Origin of the sequence: Spiroplasma endosymbiont of Nomada ruficornis, assembly GCF_964030795.1 — a bacterium.
Classification (GTDB): domain Bacteria; phylum Bacillota_I; class Bacilli_A; order Mycoplasmatales; family VBWQ01; genus Spiroplasma_E; species Spiroplasma_E ixodetis_A.
Window position 1 is genome coordinate 118,543 of the sequence record NZ_OZ034962.1, and the last position, 22,418, is coordinate 140,960.

Sequence of the window (22,418 nt, forward strand, 5' to 3'; positions counted from 1 at the left end):
AATTATTTATTTTTAATTATTCGTCAAATTGACCATTATTAATTCTTTCAATCATTGATTTTGAATTACTTATAATAGTTACCAATAAAGATATTTCTTTATTTAATTGTTCCATTCTTTCTTTATATGTCTGAATTTCATTGTTATAATATTCAATCAATTTTTCTTTATTCATTAGTTATCATCTCCTTTATAAACTATCATATGTAGTTGGTCTTTCATATAAAACATCACTACTTCCACTATTATTACTAATAGCATCACTATTAATTAATCTTCTTGTTTCATTTGTAAATGATGTTTCTTGCATTTCTTGATTATAATTTGTAGTTTCCATAGGTAATAAATTATGTATAATTTCACTTGCACCAGCAACTATTGTTGGTACTGCATAAGCATTATTAAAATCATTATTTATACCCATAGCTACACCACTTGAAATTAGACATCCACTAGTTGCCATATTACATATTTTTCTTATTACTTCAAATCTATTAGGTATTAGTTCACTTAACCCACCAATTAGATTTGATATACCATAAGTACTTAAACTAATATATGTATCTCAATCCATTTGTTGTTTATTATCATTAGTTAATAATAATGGTCATGGTGGTGTTTCTGTGGTAGTAGTTGTTAATCAAGGTGGTGGTTCAGGATTAGGATTGATTTTTGTAAATTTTGCATAATTAATTAAACCAATAGTTCCTAAACCTAATAATATTTTTTTTACTTGAATTTAATATTTTCTTTTTAGTACTTGGCATTTGATTTAAGTTTCATATATCAATTCCTAACTTTTTACTAAATAATAAAGCATTAATACTTCCTAATACTGGATTACCAATAATTTGACCATAATAAGCACTTGTACCAATCATTGCTGATAATGGACTTATTCCAATTCTTATTATTTTTAATAAAGTATAGTTATTTGATTGTACATTCGTGTCATTTGGCATTTTCATTTACTCCTTCATTTTTGGGTTTAATAAACACTTCAACTCAACCTGTATAGTGAACGTTATCACCAACTAAAATAGCAGTATTTGCATGTGGTTGAGAAACAACTAAATATTCAGCAATAACATTAGGATATTGTCATAAAATAATTGCTTTTATATCATTACTATCTGTTAAATCTTTGGGATTTGGTGAAAATATTTCTATTTTATCTTGACCAAATAAATCTGTTAATTTAGTCATTATCAAATTCACCTTTTTCTATTTTTTCAATTAATAAATTTAAAATATTTTTGTCCAAATCAGAGTTTGTATAATTAATTTTTTTAGTTCATTTAATTATATCTTTCATATATTTAAGTAATTTTTCTTTATTCATTATTTATTCTCCTTATTTAAATAATATCAACCAATTAATAAACTATCTGCTTCATCATGATTTGATATTTTTATATTTCAATTATTTTCTTTAATAATTTCTTCAGCAACATATATACTTAGTTCTTTATCTCAAGGTCTTAATCAAAAAATAGGTGGGTCATAACGTTCATATCATTTCTTTCATTCACTTGGACTTATTAACATATCTTTTGTTAATAATTTATTAAATTGTCCTGCAATAAAACCACGTAAATGTTCTTGAGTTTCATAACCAATACCATTTTTTGAATTAAAAGTACCACGTTCAATAATTAAATCCAATTCATTATCATTAACTTTTATATCTCAATAAAATTTTCTTTGTCCATCATATTCTTTTAAATTATAACTTTTAACAAATATTGGTTTTCAATTTCAAAAATCATATTTATCATGTAAATAAACTTTTTTTCATAAAGTAAATCCAGTATTTTTAATACTTGGGTCAATTGAAAGTAAATAATTAGTCATTATCAAATCACCGGTCTTTAATTCTGGTTTTAATTGGTTTATAAACTTCTTCATAATATCCGTTTAAGCGATATGTGTTTTTAAGATATTGCATAAATCTTTCTTTATTAATACAATTTTTATGTCTTGATTTATTAATTTCATCAACTTTATTTCTATGTTCTTTATCACCTTGATAACAATGTTCACATACATTTTCTCAGCAGTTTTTTTCGCAAGTAAATAAATCATGTTTTTTATCACATACACAACAATCTTCACAACATACTTCTTTATTCATTATTTATTCTCCTTTCTATTATTTCTTTCTTGCTTTATTAAGAAATTTATTCAAATAATTTGATTATCACCATCACCTAATTTTTTTAAAAGATATTCATATCTTTTCTTAAAATCTTCACTATCAATATCTCTATCTTGGTAAATTATTTTTTTCAATTTTTTTATTTTATACAAGGTTTTTGGAGAATATATTTCTCCATGCATGCAAAGAAAACATTTCATTATTTATTCTCCTTATTTTCAATTTGATTAGCAATTTCACTTAATATTTTTAATACTTTATATTCATTTTTTAATTCTTTAATAATAAATATTAAAAATATTATTAGTGTTATACTTGTTATTAATATTGGTGCTATTAATAAAATTTCTCATCATATCATTTTTTACTCTTTTCATTTTTTAAATCATTTAACATTAATTGAACAAAATACACGATTTTTAGGAATGTTTAAAGTATTAAAAATTTGACCAGTGACAATAATTTCATCGTTTTTGTTTAATAAAATACATCGGTTATAAAATTTTGGATTATTAAAAATTAAAGTAACATAGTTTAAACCATTTCATTGACCACGAACACTATAATATAATTCTTTATTACCTTTTTCGTAATATTTTGCTTCAATAGTGTTACTTAGTTTTACTGTTAATTTGACATAATTGGCTTTATCTTTCATTTTTATAATTCCTTAAATAGTATTGAATGTGTTTATATGCATCTTGTTCATGTTTTGTTAATTTTATATTTCCTTTATAATTTGTTATTTTATTTTTATTTTTTGGTTGGTTTTCTAGATAATCTCAGTTGAAAACATCTTGTACTAATACCATTAATGAACCAATAATTTTAGGAGTTGCTAATGGATTAGTTAATAATTGTTTTGAACTTAAAAAGAAATTTTCTACAATAACTAATATTTTGTTTTCAAAAAATTGTTCTTTGATTATTGATAATATTCTTTTATAACGATTTTTACTTTCAAAAACATGTGTTGTGTTGAATGTTTCTGTATAAATAATCCTATTTGTTTCATTTGAATATATAACAATTCCATTATTACCAATACCAGCGGGGTCAATCCCAATAATTAAGTCATATTGCATTATTAATCAAATTCACCATTTTTAATTTTTTGATTTAATTGAGATATAAGATTTAATCTTCCATTAAAACAACTTTTTCAAAGTTTAGTTACTTTTTCATCGTCTCTCATTTCTTTATTTCATTCTCATTCATCTTTAAGATATTCAAGTATTTTTTCTTTATTCATATTTATACCTCCTACTTAACCTAATATTTAAAATACAGTCATAACAAATTGCTTTACTATTTTTATCTCTTAAAAAATATTTTCTTGTTTTTATATCATTAGTATTAAAGAATAAATAATCTAATTTATTTTGTTTACATGTTCAACAAAAATACTTTTTCATTATGAGTTGAAATTTCCTTATAAGAAGTAACTATATAATTAATTGGTAAATCATCATGTTTATATGGATTATTTATTTTAAAACCTTTTCGGTTTTCTTCTCACGTAATGTTATATTTAAAACAAGGATTAGTAATTTTAGTTTTGTTATCTGTTATTTCACCCATAAATCAACTATTATGCTGTTCATAAAATGTTAATTGTTCAAGTTTTATATCATTAATAAGATAATATTCTTTTGGAGCAGTTGGTTTATTAACAGTTATTTTTTGGTCTTTAATATATGGTTCTAATAACTTTATTAATTCATTACCACTTAATTCTTTTTTAATATTTTCTAAATTAAAAACTCAATATGTGCAACTGTTATCAACAATAAAAGAATTATTTTTAATCATTCATTTTGGAAGAGATAATTTATATTCAACATAATCAATAAGAATAGATTGTGGTTTATCTTTAACAATTTGTTCTTTTTTAAATTCTATTTGCATAATAATCCTTTCCTAATATGTTCTGTTGCTTCTAGCATAAAGAACATATATTTTTATTCTTAGATTATTAATAATACTACTATTTGTTTTATTCATTCCAGCAATTCTGGGCTCAAAAATAAATTGTGAAATTTTAAAAAACATTGAGGCATTCGATTCAATATTTATTTAATTTGCGTTTAGCAAATTAATATTTTAATTGAACCGGTCCCGCTCAATTTTTTTTACAAGTTTGAAATTTATTTTCTCGCCCAAAAATTTTTCAAAAAAAAATAAAAAATAAAACCAACACTTGCTCACTTGGTAGTGGCAAGGTTGGTTAAATAAAGAATAATAGTTGGTCCCCACTCCGGGTCTATATATACTAGTTTCCAATTCGCTCCCACCCCAAGAATTACCATTTCTGGTTAGTATATTTTATTAGGTATCACTCCACTTTTTATTTATCCATGCAAGTCCACATGCTAGCTACTATTTTTAACAACTATGTTGTAGTTCACTTTTTTATTTCCCTAACACGTGTTGATAATAGTGCTAAAGACGGTTATTAAAAATTTTAAAATTTTACAATTACAAAAAAAGACAAGAATTTTATTCTCGTCTTTTGTCATTTATTTTTTAATTTAATAGTTTAAAAAAGAAAGGAGTTATTTTTAAAAATTTTTATTTATCGACATCTTCGGTACGCTCCCTAAAATTAATAGAAATGGTGAAATCTTTGAACCAGATAATAAAATATCAAATCTGATTGAAATAAAATTAAATTTTGAAAATCAACATTATCAATATATTTCCAATTTATCTTCATTTGAAAAAAATAAAAATTTAATAAATAATCAAACATCTTTAAATATAATTAATAATTTACCAAGTTATCAAAATGAATTTAATTATCAGAATTTTTCGTATTTACCAAGTTATCAAAATGAATTTAATTATCAGAATTTTTCGTATTTACCAAGTTATCAAAATTACGATGACCAAAAGAAAAAAATTAATGAATTAAAAAGAAAATTCAATGAATTAAAAAAAGAAAATTCAAATTCTGAAAAAGAAATAACTCAATATAACAAAAATTGAGATAATTTAGAACTTGAAAATGATGATCTTTGACATGAAAATAAAAAACTTAAAAAAACTAATAATAACACTAATTCATTTTTTTCCTTTTCAATAGAAAAAATATTACAAAAAGAACCTAATAATAAGGAAAATAGATTATCTGAACAAAGTACTAGTCCAATATCAAATTTTAGTTAGAACCCGTTTAAAATAGTTTAGAAAATAGGATAAAATGATTATATACTTTAAAAGTAAGAGGTATATATGCATAAAAATTATGCAATTAACTCAAGAAGAACAAAAGCTGCTATCAACTTATCAAAAATGATTAAAAGAAAATAATTTAAACGGTAATTGTAATGCTTATTTTATTTCTAAAACTTCGATGTTGGTGTTTCAAGTGTGAGATTTACAAAAAATGATAAATGAAACTTTATGAATAAAAACTAACAATCAAGAATGAAAGTTTTATATTAAAACCTTAGGTGAAAAATTTAATAAATATTTTTCACTAAAAAGAAAAATCAAATTTGTAAACAACATGTAACAATGTCTAATAATATGGTGTTTGAATAATTAAAAAGTGTTGGATTTAAGAATATGAATATAAAAAACCATTCATATTCTTAAACATCGATAAAAACAGCAAATATGCTCGTTTTAAAGACATATTATTTAGGTGGTGGTTTTATCAAAAAGTTGATGGAAAAGATATAGCGTGATTATTACGTTGTAAAGAGTGTTTTAAAACTTTGAAAATTAAAGATGTTAAAGAAACCATTACTGGTGATTTTAAAATGTGTGACAAGCATTTAGAAATGATAGAAAAAAGTATAATAAAATTTGAAATATCAATTAAAAATAATAGTCAAAAAACACTTAATATATAATAAATATTTAGATAATTTTATCAATAAAGGAGAATGCTAAATTGTAAAGGTAAGTGCAACTAAATTATTTTTCTATCCAAATATTCGATTGGTGAAAGATAATTTAGTATTTTTCTCGGTCTTTGATTTAAAGACAATATAAATTTATGAACTTCATTTTTATTAGTTTTTGAAAAAATAAATTTTTTAGGAAATTTTTCTCTAATTAAACCATTAGTATTTTCATTAGTACCTCTTTGTCAAGGTGAATATGGATTGGCAAAATAAATTTTTACATCTAAATTTTTTTCAAGTTGTTGTCAATTTGAAAATTCTTTGCCACGATCAAAAGTAATAGTTTTAACAATGTTTTTAGGAAGAATTGATAAATAATAACTGACATTTTTATTAATAACTTTAGTAGTTCTGTTTTTAACTAATATTGCTAAAGTAAATCGTGATACTCTTTCAACTAAAGTTATTAAACATGATTTGCTTTTACCTCGTGATGATACTATAGTATCTCCTTCTCAATGACCAAGTGTTATACGATCATTAACATTTATATCTCGTTCTTTAATTGATTTACCATTAAACTTGCCACGATTTTCTTTAGATTTTCGTTTTTTACCTTTTCTTCTTAAATTTTTACTAGTAACTTTATCAAGCATTCCAAAATAAATTCAAGTATAAATTGTTTTAAAACTAATAACTCACTCTTTATGAAAATTTTTAATTCTGCCATAAATTTGTTCAGGTGATCAACCTAATAGTAATTTTTGTTGTACATATTTTACTAAATTCTTATTTTTAAACTTATGAAAACTAATATGTGATTGTTTTCGATTTTCAGCTTTATTTTGTGCAATTAATGAAAAATAATGATTATTATCTTTATTTCTATTAATTTCTCGAATAATAGTACTAATACTTCGATTAAGATTTTTAGCTATTTCACTAATTTTAAATTTAAATTTCAATTGATTCTCAATATAAATCCTTTCATCTATGCCAAGATGTTTATAACTCATATAAAAACTCCTTACTTTTTTCTAAACTAAATTTAGCATTATGAAATTTTTATATGAGAATTTTTTGCAATTTTATTTACTTGCACTTACAAGTATAATTCAGCATTTTATTACTATTTAAGTTTAATTTTAAAAAATCTAAATCTTTAAAATAACTATTAAAAGTTATTTGTAATATGATAGTTTTATTAATATAATCTACTGGTCTTCATATTGTAACTTTGCCTTCAAATTTTTTGACTAAAGAATCTTGATAAATAAGTCCTAAACTTCTATAAAAATTAATTCTTTTATTAATAACATTTTCTGAATTAATGTCACTTAATTCTAAAGAAGTTAATCCAGAATAAAAAGTAAAAATACTTTTTGTTAAATTATGATATTTAATTAAATTATTTTTTAAATTTTCCTTAAACAAAATTGAATTTTTAATTTGTCTTACATTATATGAGTCATTATTTTTAAAACTCAAAATAATGTTATCAGTTTTTATTTTATTAAATGAATAAGGCAAACCACCCAATAAAAATAAACTACAAAAAATACTAAAAATTAAAAAAACAGGTTGTGAGTGTATAAATGCTAATAATACTACAACAGCAATAGTTAATAAAATACTAAACAAAAAACAAAAAATTTAAAAATAGTAATAACATGAAAAATTAAATATTGTTCATTAAATATAAAACCAAAAGTGGCAGCTATTATTAATAAAACTATCAAATTAAATAAAATAAAAATGAAATTATTAAAAAAAAGAACAATATATTGTGTTAGAATAATATTTTTTCTTGAATATGGTTTTGTAATTAAAAGTAAAAAAGAACTATCTTCAATTGGAATACCAAATATTTTTATAGCATTCATTACAACAAAAATAAATAAAAGAATGTTATAAAAAATAATAAAATAATATTGAAAATCATTAAAAATGATATCATTTGATAAATTTAAAGAAAATAAAATTAAAGAACTTATTAAAGAAAATAATAATGAAAATAAAAATAAAAAAATTGTAATGAAAGAATGATTAATTTTAAATAAAATTAATTCAAAAAGTTTAATTCAAGATTTACTTTTATTTTTCATAAAAAATCCTCTTTTTAAATTTATTATTAAACCTATAATTTGTTATATATTACTTTTAATTTCAAATATTACTATCTGATTTTTTAATTATTCATTTATCAAATGTTATATAATTATTTTTATTTGTATTATCTCTAGTTTTTTTATTACCAAAAATAAAACTAAAATCGTCAATAGTAATATTTAAGTAAGAATAATAATTTAAAGGATTTTTAATTACTTCTAGTGTAGAAGCATCTATGTTTCGAATAAATTCAGAATTTTTCAAAGTTGCATCTTCTTTTCAGCAACCATTTAATAGTATTCTAAATTCTGTATTATTAGAAATTACTCCTTCTGTTATTGCTTTTTCTTTAATTTTTTCACTAAAATAATTACTAACATCGAATAAACTTTTATTTTCAGAAACATATGAATTAAAGTCTGTTTTATCCATATACATAATTAATGCATTTTCTTTGTTAATAATACTAAATGGGATTTTAATAAAACCATCTAAAGAAAAAATTTTTCCTAATGCTTGAGATACAAAATTTACTCATTCTTGTCTTGTCTGATTTTTACGAATTGTAATAAAATTAAAATTAATTCTTTCTAAGGTTAAACCTGAAATAGTTCAATTATTTAATGAAATTTTTCCAAAATTTTTAATATTTGATTTATCTTTTTCAATTTTTGATTTTGTTGTGCTACTTAAATTCGAATCAATTCATTTATCTAAATCTTTTTTAAAATCTTCAACTATTATATTAAAATATTCTTTTAAGTAATTTATTGAATCAATCCTTAATTTATTAAATGCATTATAAAAATGATTTGCTTCATTATATAGATTTTTTTTAATTTTTACATCATTTTTTTCCAAAAAGGTACTTTCATTAATAACAATCTTGTTATTATTTAATATTCTAAGTAAAATTTCCTTAGCTTTATCAATTATGTTATGATTATCTTTAGTTATATCAATATTCACAAGATAATCTTCTATTTTATTTTTAATTTCTAATGAGGCTGCTTGAATTACTGAAAATATATTTGCACCTGTGTTTGCAAAATATATAATATATTCTTGATTTAGATCTTTATTTTGCAATTTATTATTATCATCTTTATATGATAATAATAAATTTAAATTTATTTTAATAGAATATCAAAATTCTATATTTAATTTATCTGGACTATAATTTTGAATGCCAAAATTAACTTCTTCTTTTTTTCATTTAAAAGGAACTTTTTTAAAATTGCTTCTATTAGTAGAAATCTTTAATATATCATCATTTGATATTCCATTAAATAATAATCTTAAATTATTATCAAGTATTAATTTATTAGTAATATTAATATTAATTATTTTTTGTATTCTTTTAGTAAAAGCATTAATAAAATTAATATTATCAATAATTACCTCTTTTTCAGAAGAAAGATTTTTTAAAATATTAAAATAATCTTTACCTGATACAAATTCATCTTGAAAAAATAAATTTGCATTTGAATTTGTTAAATCTCCAAATCCTTCTTTAATTTTATCTTGTGTTTTAATTAATAATTCTTGTATACTATTCCCATTATTAATTATTGGACTTATTGGTTCTTGACCACCACCACAAGCAATAACACTTGTACTTGCTGTTCCAATTAAAGTTATTACTGCTAACATACTAAGTAATTTCTTCATATCTTTTACCCCCTAAATTCTAAATTTTGTTATTAAAATTTTACAATATTTCTAAAATAAATCTTCATATATGCTTACTGCATAAATAATTAGTTAAGAAAGAAAAAAAGAGAAAGAATTGATAATTGGAATGGTAACACTTTTTAGGACTATTTTTTGGTAGACATTTGTTTTTGGCTTTAACTGGAGTTAAGTAGTTTAGAATGCTGTGGATTCTTATGTTGTTGTATCAGTTGATATAATCAAATAATTCTAATTTTAATTGGATTAATGATGTAAAATTTTATCATTGCTGAATTATACTTGTAAGTGCAAGTAAATAAAATTGCAAAAAATTCTCATATAAAAATTTCATAATGCTAAATTTAGTTTAGAAAAAAGTAAGGAGTTTTTATATGAGTTATAAACATCTTGGCATAGATGAAAGGATTTATATTGAGAATCAATTGAAATTTAAATTTAAAATTAGTGAAATAGCTAAAAATCTTAATCGAAGTATTAGTACTATTATTCGAGAAATTAATAGAAATAAAGATAATAATCATTATTTTTCATTAATTGCACAAAATAAAGCTGAAAATCGAAAACAATCACATATTAGTTTTCATAAGTTTAAAAATAAGAATTTAGTAAAATATGTACAACAAAAATTACTATTAGGTTGATCACCTGAACAAATTTATGGCAGAATTAAAAATTTTCATAAAGAGTGAGTTATTAGTTTTAAAACAATTTATACTTGAATTTATTTTGGAATGCTTGATAAAGTTACTAGTAAAAATTTAAGAAGAAAAGGTAAAAAACGAAAATCTAAAGAAAATCGTGGCAAGTTTAATGGTAAATCAATTAAAGAACGAGATATAAATGTTAATGATCGTATAACACTTGGTCATTGAGAAGGAGATACTATAGTATCATCACGAGGTAAAAGCAAATCATGTTTAATAACTTTAGTTGAAAGAGTATCACGATTTACTTTAGCAATATTAGTTAAAAACAGAACTACTAAAGTTATTAATAAAAATGTAAGTTATTATTTATCAATTCTTCCTAAAAACATTGTTAAAACTATTACTTTTGATCGTGGCAAAGAATTTTCAAATTGACAACAACTTGAAAAAAATTTAGATGTAAAAATTTATTTTGCCAATCCATATTCACCTTGACAAAGAGGTACTAATGAAAATACTAATGGTTTAATTAGAGAAAAATTTCCTAAAAAATTTATTTTTTCAAAAACTAATAAAAATGAAGTTCATAAATTTATATTGTCTTTAAATCAAAGACCGAGAAAAATATTAAATTATCTTTCACCAATCGAATATTTGGATAGAAAAATAATTTAGTTGCACTTACCTTTACAATTTAGCAAGTAATAAGAATTCCAATTATTAATAAACTAAAAACTAGTTCATTAATAATTAAAGAAAATCAAATTTTTGTAGAAGAGAAAATTAGAAAAAAAAGTAATCAATGAAGTTTAAATAAAATGTTAGAATCTAAAATTAATTTTATTGAACTTACAAAATCAGAAATTAACAAGGAATCTTTTAATAAAAGTAATATTAAATCATATAATAATCAAGTTTTTTATAGTAATTAAAATAATTATAGTAAATTATTTTTTCTAACTTCGAAGAGAAAGAAAAAAATATAATATAAATACAATTTTTTTTTGGGTACTAAGTTTTCTAAGTTTTTTTATGTTAAAATAATAAAGATTTTATTACTTTACAAGTAATAATAAGTATAAGTAATAATAAAGAAAAAAATGGTGATTTACTTTATGTGAGATCGTAAAATTTTACGAAAAATTAATAAACAAGTTAAGGCAATAATTAGCCTTGATGAAACCATGAGAAAAATTAAAGATGAAGAATTAGCAAATAAAACAGTTAAATTCAGAACCAGATTGGCAGAAGGTGAGACTTTAGATGATATTTTAGTTGAAGCTTTTGCGACAATTAGAGAAGCAGCACGAAGAATTAGTGGATTACATCCATATCCTGTTCAATTAATTGGTGGTATTGTTCTTCATAATGGTGATGTTGCTGAAATGCGAACTGGTGAAGGAAAAACTTTAACTGCTGTGATGCCAATTTATCTAAATGCTTTAAGTAGTAAAGGTGTTCATGTTATTACTGTTAATGAATATTTGGCGGCAAGAGATGCTGAATTAAATCGACCAATTTTAGAATTTTTGGGAATTACTATTGGCGTTAGTCTTCGTGATCATTCTACTAATCAAAAACGTGAAGCGTATTTAAAAGATGTTACATATACAACTAATTCGGAATTAGGCTTTGATTATTTGCGTGATAATATGGTTAAGGTTTATCCAGAAAAAGTTCAACGTCAGCTTAATTATGCTATCATTGATGAGGCGGACTCTGTTTTAATTGATGAATCAAGAACACCTTTAATTATTTCTGGTGGTTCAAAAAATCGTACTCCTTTATATCAAGCATCAGATGTTTTTGCAAAAACTTTAATACCTGAAGATTATAAAATTGATTGAGAATCACGTCAAATTGCATTAACAGTAACGGGTGTTAATAAAGCTCAAAAACAGTTGAATTTAAAAAATTTATTTGATATTGATAACTCGGAATTATTTCATCATATTCAAAATGCACTTCGTGCTAATCATGTTTTCAAATTAGATGTAGAATATGTTGTTAAAGATGGTGAAATTGTGCTAGTTGATCAGTTTACTGGTAGATTAATGCCTGGTAGAGTATATAGTGATGGACTTCATCAAGCTTTACAGGCTAAAGAAAATGTTACAATTCAACAAGAAACAACAACAGTAGCTACTATTACTTATCAAAACTTTTTCCGTTTATATAATAAATTAAGTGGTATGACAGGAACTGCTAAAACCGAAGAAGAAGAATTTGTAAAAATTTATAATATGAGAGTAATTAAGATTCCTACTAATAAACCAATTATTCGAGAAGATAAACCCGATCATGTTTTTGCTTCATTAAATGCTAAATTTAAATCTTTAATTGCAGAAGTTAAAGAACGACATACTAAAGGACAACCAATTTTGATTGGTACTGCTAATGTTGATGTATCAGAACGAATTGCTAATATGTTAACTTTGGAAGGAATTAAGCATGAGATTTTAAATGCTAAAAATCATGCTCGTGAAGCTGATATTATTGCTAGAGCTGGTGAAAAAGGATCAATTACTTTAACAACTAATATGGCAGGACGTGGAACTGATATTAAACTTGGTAAGGGTGTTATTGAACTTGGTGGCCTTGCTGTATTAGGTACCGAAAGAAACGAAGCACGAAGAATTGATAATCAATTACGTGGAAGAGCCGGAAGACAAGGTGATCCTGGATTTTCACGATTTTATGTTTCAATTGAAGATGATTTGATGTTACGTTTTGGTGGTGAAAAATTAAAAAAAGCTTTTGCAAGTTTAGGTGAAGACTATATTAGATCAAAAATGTTAACTAGATCAATTACTAGAGCACAACAAAAAATTGAAGGTATGAATTTTGATGCACGAAAAAACTTATTAGATTATGATAATGTTATTGCTCAGCATCGTGAAGCTACATATCATCAACGTGATAATATTTTACTTGCTGATGATTTATTAGATTTAATCAAAAATATGCACAGAACAGTAGCACGTGATTTACTAAATATTTTTAATAAAGTTGTTGGTAGAGAACAGTTTATTGATTATGATGAATTAGTTAAAGGTATTGAAAATAAATTAATTAAGCCTAATGATTTAATAGCAGAAAAGTTAAATCGATTAAGTACTGAAGAAAATATTGATTTAATTGTTGAAAAATCTTATAATTTTTATCTTGAAAAAAGAGAAAAGTTAAATGATGTTATTATAAAACAAATTGAAAATAGTGTTATTTTACAAACTTTTGATCAATATTGAACTAATCACATTGATGCTTTAAGTAAACTGCGTGCAGGAATCCATTTGCGTGGTTATGCGCAGTTAAATCCCTTACAAGCTTATATTGAGGAAGCTTCAAAATTATTTAATCGTATGAAAATCAATGTTGCTCATCAAGTTATTATTATGTTACATAGCATTGATCCAGAACAACATCAGGTCCGTGGTGGTCAAGATGTATTGGATACAGTATTAGCAAGTAATGTTGAAACTAAAACTAAAATTGGATAATCAATCTTTATTTGCTAAATTGTAAAGGTAAGTGCAACTAAATTATTTTTCTATCCAAATATTCGATTGGTGAAAGATAATTTAGTATTTTTCTCGGTCTTTGATTTAAAGACAATATAAATTTATGAACTTCATTTTTATTAGTTTTTGAAAAAATAAATTTTTTAGGAATTTTTTCTCTAATTAAACCATTAGTATTTTCATTAGTACCTCTTTGTCAAGGTGAATATGGATTGGCAAAATAAATTTTTACATCTAAATTTTTTTCAAGTTGTTGTCAATTTGAAAATTCTTTGCCACGATCAAAAGTAATAGTTTTAACAATGTTTTTAGGAAGAATTGATAAATAATAACTGACATTTTTATTAATAACTTTAGTAGTTCTGTTTTTAACTAATATTGCTAAAGTAAATCGTGATACTCTTTCAACTAAAGTTATTAAACATGATTTGCTTTTACCTCGTGATGATACTATAGTATCTCCTTCTCAATGACCAAGTGTTATACGATCATTAACATTTATATCTCGTTCTTTAATTGATTTACCATTAAACTTGCCACGATTTTCTTTAGATTTTCGTTTTTTACCTTTTCTTCTTAAATTTTTACTAGTAACTTTATCAAGCATTCCAAAATAAATTCAATTATAAATTGTTTTAAAACTAATAACTCACTCTTTATGAAAATTTTTAATTCTGCCATAAATTTGTTCAGATGATCAACCTAATAGTAATTTTTGTTGTACATATTTTACTAAATTCTTATTTTTAAACTTATGAAAACTAATATGTGATTGTTTTCGATTTTCAGCTTTATTTTGTGCAATTAATGAAAAATAATGATTATTATCTTTATTTCTATTAATTTCTCGAATAATAGTACTAATACTTCGATTAAGATTTTTAGCTATTTCACTAATTTTAAATTTAAATTTCAATTGATTCTCAATATAAATCCTTTCATCTATGCCAAGATGTTTATAACTCATATAAAAACTCCTTACTTTTTTCTAAACTAAATTTAGCATTATGAAATTTTTATATGAGAATTTTTTGCAATTTTATTTACTTGCACTTACAAGTATAATTCAGCATTTAAAAAACTAAGTATTAAAATACTTAGTTTTTTAAATATGTTTTTTTATTCTATTTGATTTTTTTCTTTATGTTTTCATGACTTCTTTTTAAATATGTTTTTATTTTTTTTACTGTCATAAGTGACTGAAGTTGTTCAATGGGGGAAATTATTACCTTTAGTAACAGCATTACTATTATTCATGGGTACTAAATTTTTAATATAATTAGTTCCATCTGCTTTGGTGGGGCGTTCATAAACAATAGTTCAATTTAAACTTTCAATTGGATCATTAAGCTTCGGTTGTGCAATAAAATTATGTCAAAACATTAAGGCACCCGCATAATCTCGACGGTATAATTGTGGATTAAAATTATTAATAATTTCTCCTTTATTTCATACTTCTTCAATTTGTTGTGGTGTTCATATTGTTTCTTCTTCTTCATTATTTGTTGAAGAAGTTATGTTTTGATTAATTTCATTTTGTGAATATAGTGCTTTTGCTTCTAGTGACATATATTTCTTTTTTCTACTTTTTTTAATAAAGCATATACAAGAAATTATTAAAACTATAAAATAAAAAAATTCTAATCCTCATGGAATAATGAAAAATAGTTTTTTCCGAATAGTTATCGTAGAAGCAAATTTATAAAAAGCAACATATCCGCCAAAGGAAAAAAATCAAATTGATCCAATAATAAAAAATAATGATATTCATAACATAATTCTAGTTAATATTAAGGAAATAAAATCATTATTTTTTAAAAAAATAAAAGGAAAGGCAACAACACCTAAAATTATGAAACCAAAAACCAATACTGCAATTGTCAGAGTTGGAAAAGTTAAATTGAATTTAAAAAATTTCTTAGTGATTAAATTATCAATAAGGATTAATAAATCAGTAGTTTCTCTTTTAAAGAAAATAATTCATAAAACTCAACTAATTAGTAAAGTTACACTTGTTAATCATGAAAAAATTATAATCATTCAATTATTATAATAGTTAATACTTTTCTTTGTTGAATAATTATCATCAACAGTTTCTTTAAATATCTTTTTTTTCATTTTTAAAAACCTTATAATATTTTATTGTTAATCAATTCTATTAATTTTTCTTTTTTCATAATATCTCTCCAAAACTAACTTATTATTTTTATGTATATTTTGTTACTGTATTATTGAATGCTTGTTGATAACATTTACCACTGCAATATATAAATTTATCACGATATAAAGAGTCAAATGTATATTCTTTCTCACATGATGAAATATAGCATTTAGTTGTAATAATTGGCATAATCTAATTAACCCCCTTTAAATTTATATTATACATTTTACATGATTTCTGTTTTATCATTTTATTAATTATTTTTTTATATTTTAAGTGTTTTATATATTAAAATTTATATTATTTTAAATGCTGAATTGCTGAATTATACTTGTAAGTGCAAGTAAATAAAATTGCAAAAAATTCTCATATAAAAATTTCATAATGCTAAATTTAGTTTAGAAAAAAGTAAGGAGTTTTTATATGAGTTATAAACATCTTGGCATAGATGAAAGGATTTATATTGAGAATCAATTGAAATTTAAATTTAAAATTAGTGAAATAGCTAAAAATCTTAATCGAAGTATTAGTACTATTATTCGAGAAATTAATAGAAATAAAGATAATAATCATTATTTTTCATTAATTGCACAAAATAAAGCTGAAAATCGAAAACAATCACATATTAGTTTTCATAAGTTTAAAAATAAGAATTTAGTAAAATATGTACAACAAAAATTACTATTAGGTTGATCACCTGAACAAATTTATGGCAGAATTAAAAATTTTCATAAAGAGTGAGTTATTAGTTTTAAAACAATTTATACTTGAATTTATTTTGGAATGCTTGATAAAGTTACTAGTAAAAATTTAAGAAGAAAAGGTAAAAAACGAAAATCTAAAGAAAATCGTGGCAAGTTTAATGGTAAATCAATTAAAGAACGAGATATAAATGTTAATGATCGTATAACACTTGGTCATTGAGAAGGAGATACTATAGTATCATCACGAGGTAAAAGCAAATCATGTTTAACAACTTTAGTTGAAAGAGTATCACGATTTACTTTAGCAATATTAGTTAAAAACAGAACTACTAAAGTTATTAATAAAAATGTCAGTTATTATTTATCAATTCTTCCTAAAAACATTGTTAAAACTATTACTTTTGATCGTGGCAAAGAATTTTCAAATTGACAACAACTTGAAAAAAATTTAGATGTAAAAATTTATTTTGCCAATCCATATTCACCTTGACAAAGAGGTACTAATGAAAATACTAATGGTTTAATTAGAGAAAAATTTCCTAAAAAATTTATTTTTTCAAAAACTAATAAAAATGAAGTTCATAAATTTATATTGTCTTTAAATCAAAGACCGAGAAAAATACTAAATTATCTTTCACCAATCGAATATTTGGATAGAAAAATAATTTAGTTGCACTTACCTTTACAATTTAGCAAAATTGAGGAGGATTAATTTATGAAAAAATATTTATCATTATTAATTTCAATATCATTAGTGCCGGTATTTTATTTTATTTATTAATTTAATAATAAAAAATAGTTTCAATTTAAAAATAGTTTAGTTATCGGTGAACATTTTGCAAGTACATTGATAACTTTTTATTTAATTTAAATTTAAAGATAATTGTAATGCTTTGTTTTTTTATAACTTATTATTTATTTATTTTTTTAAAAAATACTAAAATATATTTATCTTCTTAAATTTTAAGAAGTTATTGGAGAAAACTTGGAGGGTGATTAATTATGAAATCATTATTAACAACATTAAGTATTTTAGCAATTACGGGTAATTTAACTAATGTTATTTTAAATACAAGTTCACAAAAAATTCAATTTTTAGATAATAAAATTCAGCAAGATACAATTTACATTGACAAAGATGGAAAACAAGTGAAAACGAGTGAAGTAGATTTATCAAATATAAATAGCAAAGAGGTTATTCAAATTGGATTTTTTCAAAATCGAGAAGGAATAATTCAAGTTGTTAAAATGCCAGTAACAATAGAAAAAGTATCTGATCATTTACCATCAGAAATTAGATCTTTGAAAAATATGTTTATGGATGCAAGAGCATTTAATCAAGATATTTCAAAATGAAATACATCAAATGTAGTAGATATGAGTTATATGTTTAGTAATGCTTCATCATTTAATCAAAATCTATCAAGTTGAAATATTGCACACGTAACAAATATGAGTTCAATGTTTGCTGGAGCAAAAAAATTTAATCAAGATATTTCAAACTGAGATGTAGTTAATGTAACAACTATGCATGCAATGTTTTATGGTGCTTTATCATTTAATCAAAATTTATCTTGAAATATAATTAATGTGAGAGATATGAGTTCAATGTTTTATGGTGCTTCGTTATTTAATGGTAATATTACAAATTTACTCTATGATAATAATGTAACAAATATGAATAATATGTTTCGAAATTGTTTATCATTTAATCAAGATATTTCAAAATGAATTGTAAATGATGTTACAAGCATGCGTTGTATGTTTGCTGGAGCAGTGGCATTTAATCAAGATATTTCGAAGTGAGATACTTCAAAAGTGGTGGATATGTGTTATATGTTTTATAAAGCTTCTTTATTTAATAAAGACTTATCAAAATGAAATGTAAATGAAGTATTATGACATGGATGATTTGCTAAAAATTCAGGATTTGAAAATGATCCTAACAAATGACCCAAATTTAAAAATTAAAATTTTAAAATAATAAATATTTTTTTGTGCCATTTTATTTAATTAGTAAAGTCACTTGCTAATTAGCATTAGCAATATTTTTGCTTTTAGTTGTAATTTTAATTAGATAAAATTTAATATTATTGTAAAATTAAAATAAACAATAGAGGAGTCATAATTATGGCAAGTAAATTTTATGCAGTAAAAAAAGGTAGAGTCATTGGAATATTTGAAAACTGGAATGAATGTGAAACACAAATTAGAGGTTATGCTGGTGCTCAGTATAAAAAATTTGCAACTAAAAAAGAAGCTCAAGATTATTTAGATGATAAAATTCAAATAAAATCTGAAAATCACTATAAATATGAAGTAATAGCATATACTGATGGTAGTTTTAAAGAAGAAATTAATCAATTTTCTTATGGACTTGTTTTCTTAAATAATGGCAAAAAAGATATATTTTATGAAAAATTTGATGATGAAAATTGAGCAAAATTAAGAAATGTTGCTGGAGAAATAATGGGTGCACAAAAGGCAATGCAGTTAGCTTTGGAAAATCATATAAAATCAATTTTAATTTGTCATGATTATGTTGGAATTAATAAATGATGTACTGGTGAATGAAAAACTACTAAAGTAGAAACAAAGGCATATAAAGCATTTTATGATAAAATAGCAAAAGATGTTAATGTTTATTTTAAATGAGTTAAAGGTCATAGTGGTAATATATATAATGATGAAGCAGATGCTCTTGCTTGAAAAGCATTTAATTTAAAAAAAATGTCTAAACCAATAATTTAAATGTTAAAAAGGTGGTAAATAATATGATTAATAAAAAAAATAATATTAGCAACTTGTTTAGGAAATATTATTGGAGGTAGTTTGTTTACTCTTTCTGATCTATATCAAAAAAGAGAACAAAATATTCTTGAATTTGATATTACTTCAGCTATAACAGTGCTTTCAGGATGTTTTACTGGTGCTCTTTTTGGTTTTGCTAAATTGTAAAGGTAAGTGCAACTAAATTATTTTTCTATCCAAATATTCGATTGGTGAAAGATAATTTAGTATTTTTCTCGGTCTTTGATTTAAAGACAATATAAATTTATGAACTTCATTTTTATTAGTTTTTGAAAAAATAAATTTTTTAGGAAATTTTTCTCTAATTAAACCATTAGTATTTTCATTAGTACCTCTTTGTCAATGTGAATATGGATTGGCAAAATAAATTTTTACATCTAAATTTTTTTCAAGTTGTTGTCAATTTGAAAATTCTTTGCCACGATCAAAAGTAATAGTTTTAACAATGTTTTTAGGAAGAATTGATAAATAATAACTGACATTTTTATTAATAACTTTAGTAGTTCTGTTTTTAACTAATATTGCTAAAGTAAATCGTGATACTCTTTCAACTAAAGTTATTAAACATGATTTGCTTTTACCTCGTGATGATACTATAGTATCTCCTTCTCAATGACCAAGTGTTATACGATCATTAACATTTATATCTCGTTCTTTAATTGATTTACCATTAAACTTGCCACGATTTTCTTTAGATTTTCGTTTTTTACCTTTTCTTCTTAAATTTTTACTTAACTGTATCAAGCATTCCAAAATAAATTCAAGTATAAATTGTTTTAAAACTAATAACTCACTCTTTATGAAAATTTTTAATTCTGCCATAAATTTGTTCAGGTGATCAACCTAATAGTAATTTTTGTTGTACATATTTTACTAAATTCTTATTTTTAAACTTATGAAAACTAATATGTGATTGTTTTCGATTTTCAGCTTTATTTTGTGCAATTAATGAAAAATAATGATTATTATCTTTATTTCTATTAATTTCTCGAATAATAGTACTAATACTTCGATTAAGATTTTTAGCTATTTCACTAATTTTAAATTTAAATTTCAATTGATTCTCAATATAAATCCTTTCATCTATGTCAAGATGTTTATAACTCATATAAAAACTCCTTACTTTTTTCTAAACTAAATTTAGCATTATGAAATTTTTATATGAGAATTTTTTGCAATTTTATTTACTTGCACTTACAAGTATAATTCAGCAAATAAAAAAGGAATAATTGTTATGATTATTCCTTTTTATAACTTTATTTACTTGTACTATAATTTTTCATATATTGAACTAATGTTTTAATTAATACACCCATACCACGATCATTTTTATAAGCAGTTCCCGCAATATCTAAATGTAAAAATGGTTTATCTTCACTAAATTCTTTTAAAAATGCAGCAGCATTTGATGAACCACCATATGGATCTTTAGAAAGATTACTTAAATCAGCTATTTTAGATGAACGCATATTTAAAATATTTTGTTGATGAATTGGCATTCTTCAAATTTCTTCATTAGTTTGTTGTGATGATAAATCAAAATCATTAAATAATTTATCATCAGTAGCAAAAGCACCAGTCATATAACTACCTAATGCAACTAGCATTGCACCAGTTAAAGTTGATAATTCAATAATACGATTTGCTTTTCCTTTACGTAAAGCATATGTCATACCATCTGCTAATACCAACCTTCCTTCGGCATCGGTATTATTCATTTCTACAGTTTTACCATTCATTGAAGTAAAGACTGTTTCTACTAAAGTAGCATGACTACCAATCTTATTTTCTGTTAAACAAGCAACAGCTACAAAGTTTATTTTTAATTGTAATTTAGCAGCAGCAATGGCAGCATTACATACACTAGCTGCACCCGACATATCAAATTTCATACCTTTCATTGCTGAAGAAGGTTTTAGTGAATAACCACCACTATCAAAAGTAATTCCTTTACCAACTAATCCTAAAATATCATCGGCATGCTGTGGATCACCTTTATATTCTAAAACAACAACACGAGCATCAAAATTACTTCCAGCATTAACTGCTAATAATAAATTCATATTTAGTTCTGTTATTTCTTTTTGTCCTAAAACCTTTACTGATAAATTTTTAATACCTTTTGCTGCATCTTGAATTTTTTTTGCAAAAACTTCGGGATATAACAAATTAGGTGGCATATCTTGGAAATTACGTGCTAAATTAATACTTTCTCCTTGAATTTCGATTTGTTGTTGTGAAGTATATTTAGGGAATTTTGCTGTTGAAACAACATTATATTTAACTTTTTTTTCTTCATTGTTTTTACTTTTTAAAGTATATTCTTTAAAAGTACCGAATCATAATGCTTCATATATAGTTTGTAAAAGTATACTTTCATCTAAATTACTCGTAACAAAAGATTTGACATCAATATCCAAATCTTGACTATTATTACTACTAAAATTTACAAAAAAATTATAAACATCATTACGAGTTAAGCCCTTACTATCACCTAAATATAGGTAATAAGTTTTATCTTCAGAAATTAATGTTAATTTATTTTTTTCTTTAGCAATCAATTCATGAGGAACTTTATCAGCAAATACCGCTGTTAATTTTAATTTTAATTCAAGTTTACTACTAACATTAAGTAGAATATTTTTATCCATATTTTCACTCCTAAATGGTAATATTAAAATAATTACAATATATCTGAATTAATATTTTCGAAAATTACAACAAAAATAGATAAGTTAAACAATATTATTGTATTATT

30 protein-coding genes are annotated in these 22,418 nt (G+C 23.0%); 5 read left to right on the forward strand and 25 right to left on the reverse strand.

Going from position 1 to position 22,418, the window contains the following annotated elements:
• Positions 1 to 16: 16 nt before the first annotated feature.
• The 19 genes from AAHM79_RS00620 to AAHM79_RS09595 form a co-directional block, all read right to left on the reverse strand.
• Positions 17 to 175, reverse strand: a complete 159-nt coding sequence (locus AAHM79_RS00620; protein ID WP_338957552.1) for a hypothetical protein — start codon at positions 173 to 175, stop codon at positions 17 to 19.
• 15 nt (positions 176 to 190) lie between these two features.
• Positions 191 to 574: a hypothetical protein gene (locus AAHM79_RS00625; RefSeq protein ID WP_342257220.1), complete on the reverse strand. Its 384-nt coding sequence runs from the start codon at positions 572 to 574 to the stop codon at positions 191 to 193.
• Positions 575 to 689: 115 nt separating this feature from the next.
• Positions 690 to 962 carry a hypothetical protein gene (locus AAHM79_RS00630; RefSeq protein WP_342257221.1) on the reverse strand — a complete coding sequence of 91 codons (273 nt, stop codon included), beginning with the start codon at positions 960 to 962 and terminating at the stop codon, positions 690 to 692.
• Entirely contained in the window at positions 931 to 1,206 is a 276-nt protein-coding gene (locus AAHM79_RS00635; protein ID WP_342257835.1) for a hypothetical protein, read from the reverse strand. The genes AAHM79_RS00630 and AAHM79_RS00635 overlap by 32 nt, the downstream gene beginning before the upstream one ends.
• On the reverse strand, positions 1,199 to 1,342 hold the full coding sequence (locus AAHM79_RS00640) for a hypothetical protein (protein ID WP_338957559.1): 144 nt from the start codon (positions 1,340 to 1,342) through the stop codon (positions 1,199 to 1,201). Before AAHM79_RS00640 ends, AAHM79_RS00635 begins: the two co-directional genes overlap by 8 nt.
• The gene (locus AAHM79_RS00645; RefSeq protein ID WP_342257836.1) at positions 1,342 to 1,908 is read right to left on the reverse strand and encodes a hypothetical protein; all 567 of its coding nucleotides are present in this window, start codon (positions 1,906 to 1,908) and stop codon (positions 1,342 to 1,344) included. Before AAHM79_RS00645 ends, AAHM79_RS00640 begins: the two co-directional genes overlap by 1 nt.
• Positions 1,847 to 2,134 (reverse strand): hypothetical protein, encoded by a 288-nt coding sequence (locus AAHM79_RS00650; protein ID WP_338957561.1) that lies wholly within the window; start codon positions 2,132 to 2,134, stop codon positions 1,847 to 1,849. Before AAHM79_RS00650 ends, AAHM79_RS00645 begins: the two co-directional genes overlap by 62 nt.
• A complete protein-coding gene (locus AAHM79_RS00655; RefSeq protein ID WP_342257316.1) occupies positions 2,134 to 2,340 on the reverse strand; it encodes a hypothetical protein in 207 nt (68 codons plus the stop codon). Before AAHM79_RS00655 ends, AAHM79_RS00650 begins: the two co-directional genes overlap by 1 nt.
• Before the next feature lie 17 nt (positions 2,341 to 2,357).
• Positions 2,358 to 2,519 (reverse strand): hypothetical protein, encoded by a 162-nt coding sequence (locus tag AAHM79_RS00660; protein ID WP_338957563.1) that lies wholly within the window; start codon positions 2,517 to 2,519, stop codon positions 2,358 to 2,360.
• 3 nt (positions 2,520 to 2,522) lie between these two features.
• Positions 2,523 to 2,816, reverse strand: a complete 294-nt coding sequence (locus AAHM79_RS00665) for a hypothetical protein (protein ID WP_338957564.1) — start codon at positions 2,814 to 2,816, stop codon at positions 2,523 to 2,525.
• On the reverse strand, positions 2,806 to 3,243 hold the full coding sequence (locus AAHM79_RS00670; protein ID WP_338957565.1) for a hypothetical protein: 438 nt from the start codon (positions 3,241 to 3,243) through the stop codon (positions 2,806 to 2,808). The genes AAHM79_RS00665 and AAHM79_RS00670 overlap by 11 nt, the downstream gene beginning before the upstream one ends.
• Before the next feature lie 2 nt (positions 3,244 to 3,245).
• A complete protein-coding gene (locus AAHM79_RS00675) occupies positions 3,246 to 3,410 on the reverse strand; it encodes a hypothetical protein (RefSeq protein ID WP_338957566.1) in 165 nt (54 codons plus the stop codon).
• A gap of 134 nt (positions 3,411 to 3,544) precedes the next feature.
• Complete coding sequence (locus tag AAHM79_RS00680; RefSeq protein WP_342257837.1) at positions 3,545 to 4,066, reverse strand: hypothetical protein; 522 nt, start codon at positions 4,064 to 4,066, stop codon at positions 3,545 to 3,547.
• 12 nt (positions 4,067 to 4,078) lie between these two features.
• Complete coding sequence (locus AAHM79_RS00685) at positions 4,079 to 4,210, reverse strand: hypothetical protein (protein ID WP_338958910.1); 132 nt, start codon at positions 4,208 to 4,210, stop codon at positions 4,079 to 4,081.
• 1,867 nt (positions 4,211 to 6,077) lie between these two features.
• A complete protein-coding gene (locus AAHM79_RS00690; protein ID WP_338979395.1) occupies positions 6,078 to 7,028 on the reverse strand; it encodes an IS30 family transposase in 951 nt (316 codons plus the stop codon).
• Positions 7,029 to 7,104: 76 nt separating this feature from the next.
• Entirely contained in the window at positions 7,105 to 7,542 is a 438-nt protein-coding gene (locus AAHM79_RS00695) for a hypothetical protein (RefSeq protein ID WP_342257838.1), read from the reverse strand.
• Positions 7,543 to 7,634: 92 nt separating this feature from the next.
• Positions 7,635 to 8,117, reverse strand: coding sequence for a hypothetical protein (locus tag AAHM79_RS00700; RefSeq protein ID WP_342257839.1), 483 nt, complete (start codon positions 8,115 to 8,117; stop codon positions 7,635 to 7,637).
• A gap of 55 nt (positions 8,118 to 8,172) precedes the next feature.
• Positions 8,173 to 9,792, reverse strand: coding sequence for a lipoprotein (locus tag AAHM79_RS00705; RefSeq protein WP_342257840.1), 1,620 nt, complete (start codon positions 9,790 to 9,792; stop codon positions 8,173 to 8,175).
• A 40-nt stretch (positions 9,793 to 9,832) separates the two neighbouring features.
• Entirely contained in the window at positions 9,833 to 10,063 is a 231-nt protein-coding gene (locus AAHM79_RS09595; protein ID WP_425289547.1) for an IS3 family transposase, read from the reverse strand.
• A 124-nt stretch (positions 10,064 to 10,187) separates the two neighbouring features.
• Between AAHM79_RS09595 and AAHM79_RS00715 the strand changes: the two genes are divergently transcribed.
• Both AAHM79_RS00715 and secA read left to right on the forward strand, forming a co-directional pair.
• Complete coding sequence (locus tag AAHM79_RS00715) at positions 10,188 to 11,138, forward strand: IS30 family transposase (RefSeq protein WP_338979395.1); 951 nt, start codon at positions 10,188 to 10,190, stop codon at positions 11,136 to 11,138.
• A gap of 440 nt (positions 11,139 to 11,578) precedes the next feature.
• Positions 11,579 to 13,963 carry a preprotein translocase subunit SecA gene (gene secA / locus AAHM79_RS00720; protein WP_342257841.1) on the forward strand — a complete coding sequence of 795 codons (2,385 nt, stop codon included), beginning with the start codon at positions 11,579 to 11,581 and terminating at the stop codon, positions 13,961 to 13,963.
• A gap of 37 nt (positions 13,964 to 14,000) precedes the next feature.
• On the opposite strand, the gene AAHM79_RS00725 is transcribed toward secA, so the two are convergent.
• From AAHM79_RS00725 to AAHM79_RS00735, 3 genes are all read right to left on the reverse strand, one after another.
• A complete protein-coding gene (locus tag AAHM79_RS00725; protein WP_342257842.1) occupies positions 14,001 to 14,951 on the reverse strand; it encodes an IS30 family transposase in 951 nt (316 codons plus the stop codon).
• 152 nt (positions 14,952 to 15,103) lie between these two features.
• Complete coding sequence (locus AAHM79_RS00730; RefSeq protein WP_342257843.1) at positions 15,104 to 15,553, reverse strand: hypothetical protein; 450 nt, start codon at positions 15,551 to 15,553, stop codon at positions 15,104 to 15,106.
• 637 nt (positions 15,554 to 16,190) lie between these two features.
• Positions 16,191 to 16,334 carry a hypothetical protein gene (locus AAHM79_RS00735; protein WP_342257844.1) on the reverse strand — a complete coding sequence of 48 codons (144 nt, stop codon included), beginning with the start codon at positions 16,332 to 16,334 and terminating at the stop codon, positions 16,191 to 16,193.
• A gap of 234 nt (positions 16,335 to 16,568) precedes the next feature.
• Here AAHM79_RS00735 and AAHM79_RS00740 point away from each other — a divergent pair, with 234 nt between their 5' ends.
• The 3 genes from AAHM79_RS00740 to AAHM79_RS00750 all read left to right on the forward strand — a co-directional run bounded on the left by AAHM79_RS00740 (position 16,569) and on the right by AAHM79_RS00750 (position 19,600).
• Positions 16,569 to 17,519: an IS30 family transposase gene (locus AAHM79_RS00740; protein WP_342257845.1), complete on the forward strand. Its 951-nt coding sequence runs from the start codon at positions 16,569 to 16,571 to the stop codon at positions 17,517 to 17,519.
• A gap of 332 nt (positions 17,520 to 17,851) precedes the next feature.
• Positions 17,852 to 18,820, forward strand: coding sequence for a BspA family leucine-rich repeat surface protein (locus tag AAHM79_RS00745; protein ID WP_342257846.1), 969 nt, complete (start codon positions 17,852 to 17,854; stop codon positions 18,818 to 18,820).
• Between the two features lie 159 nt (positions 18,821 to 18,979).
• Positions 18,980 to 19,600 carry a ribonuclease H family protein gene (locus tag AAHM79_RS00750; RefSeq protein WP_342257847.1) on the forward strand — a complete coding sequence of 207 codons (621 nt, stop codon included), beginning with the start codon at positions 18,980 to 18,982 and terminating at the stop codon, positions 19,598 to 19,600.
• Positions 19,601 to 19,819: 219 nt separating this feature from the next.
• On the opposite strand, the gene AAHM79_RS00755 is transcribed toward AAHM79_RS00750, so the two are convergent.
• From AAHM79_RS00755 to AAHM79_RS00765, 3 genes are all read right to left on the reverse strand, one after another.
• Positions 19,820 to 20,404, reverse strand: a complete 585-nt coding sequence (locus AAHM79_RS00755; RefSeq protein ID WP_342257848.1) for an IS30 family transposase — start codon at positions 20,402 to 20,404, stop codon at positions 19,820 to 19,822.
• Positions 20,388 to 20,768, reverse strand: a complete 381-nt coding sequence (locus AAHM79_RS00760; protein ID WP_342257849.1) for a helix-turn-helix domain-containing protein — start codon at positions 20,766 to 20,768, stop codon at positions 20,388 to 20,390. Before AAHM79_RS00760 ends, AAHM79_RS00755 begins: the two co-directional genes overlap by 17 nt.
• 148 nt (positions 20,769 to 20,916) lie before the next feature.
• On the reverse strand, positions 20,917 to 22,311 hold the full coding sequence (locus AAHM79_RS00765) for a peptidase M17 (protein ID WP_342257850.1): 1,395 nt from the start codon (positions 22,309 to 22,311) through the stop codon (positions 20,917 to 20,919).
• Between the last annotated feature and the right edge of the window lie 107 nt (positions 22,312 to 22,418).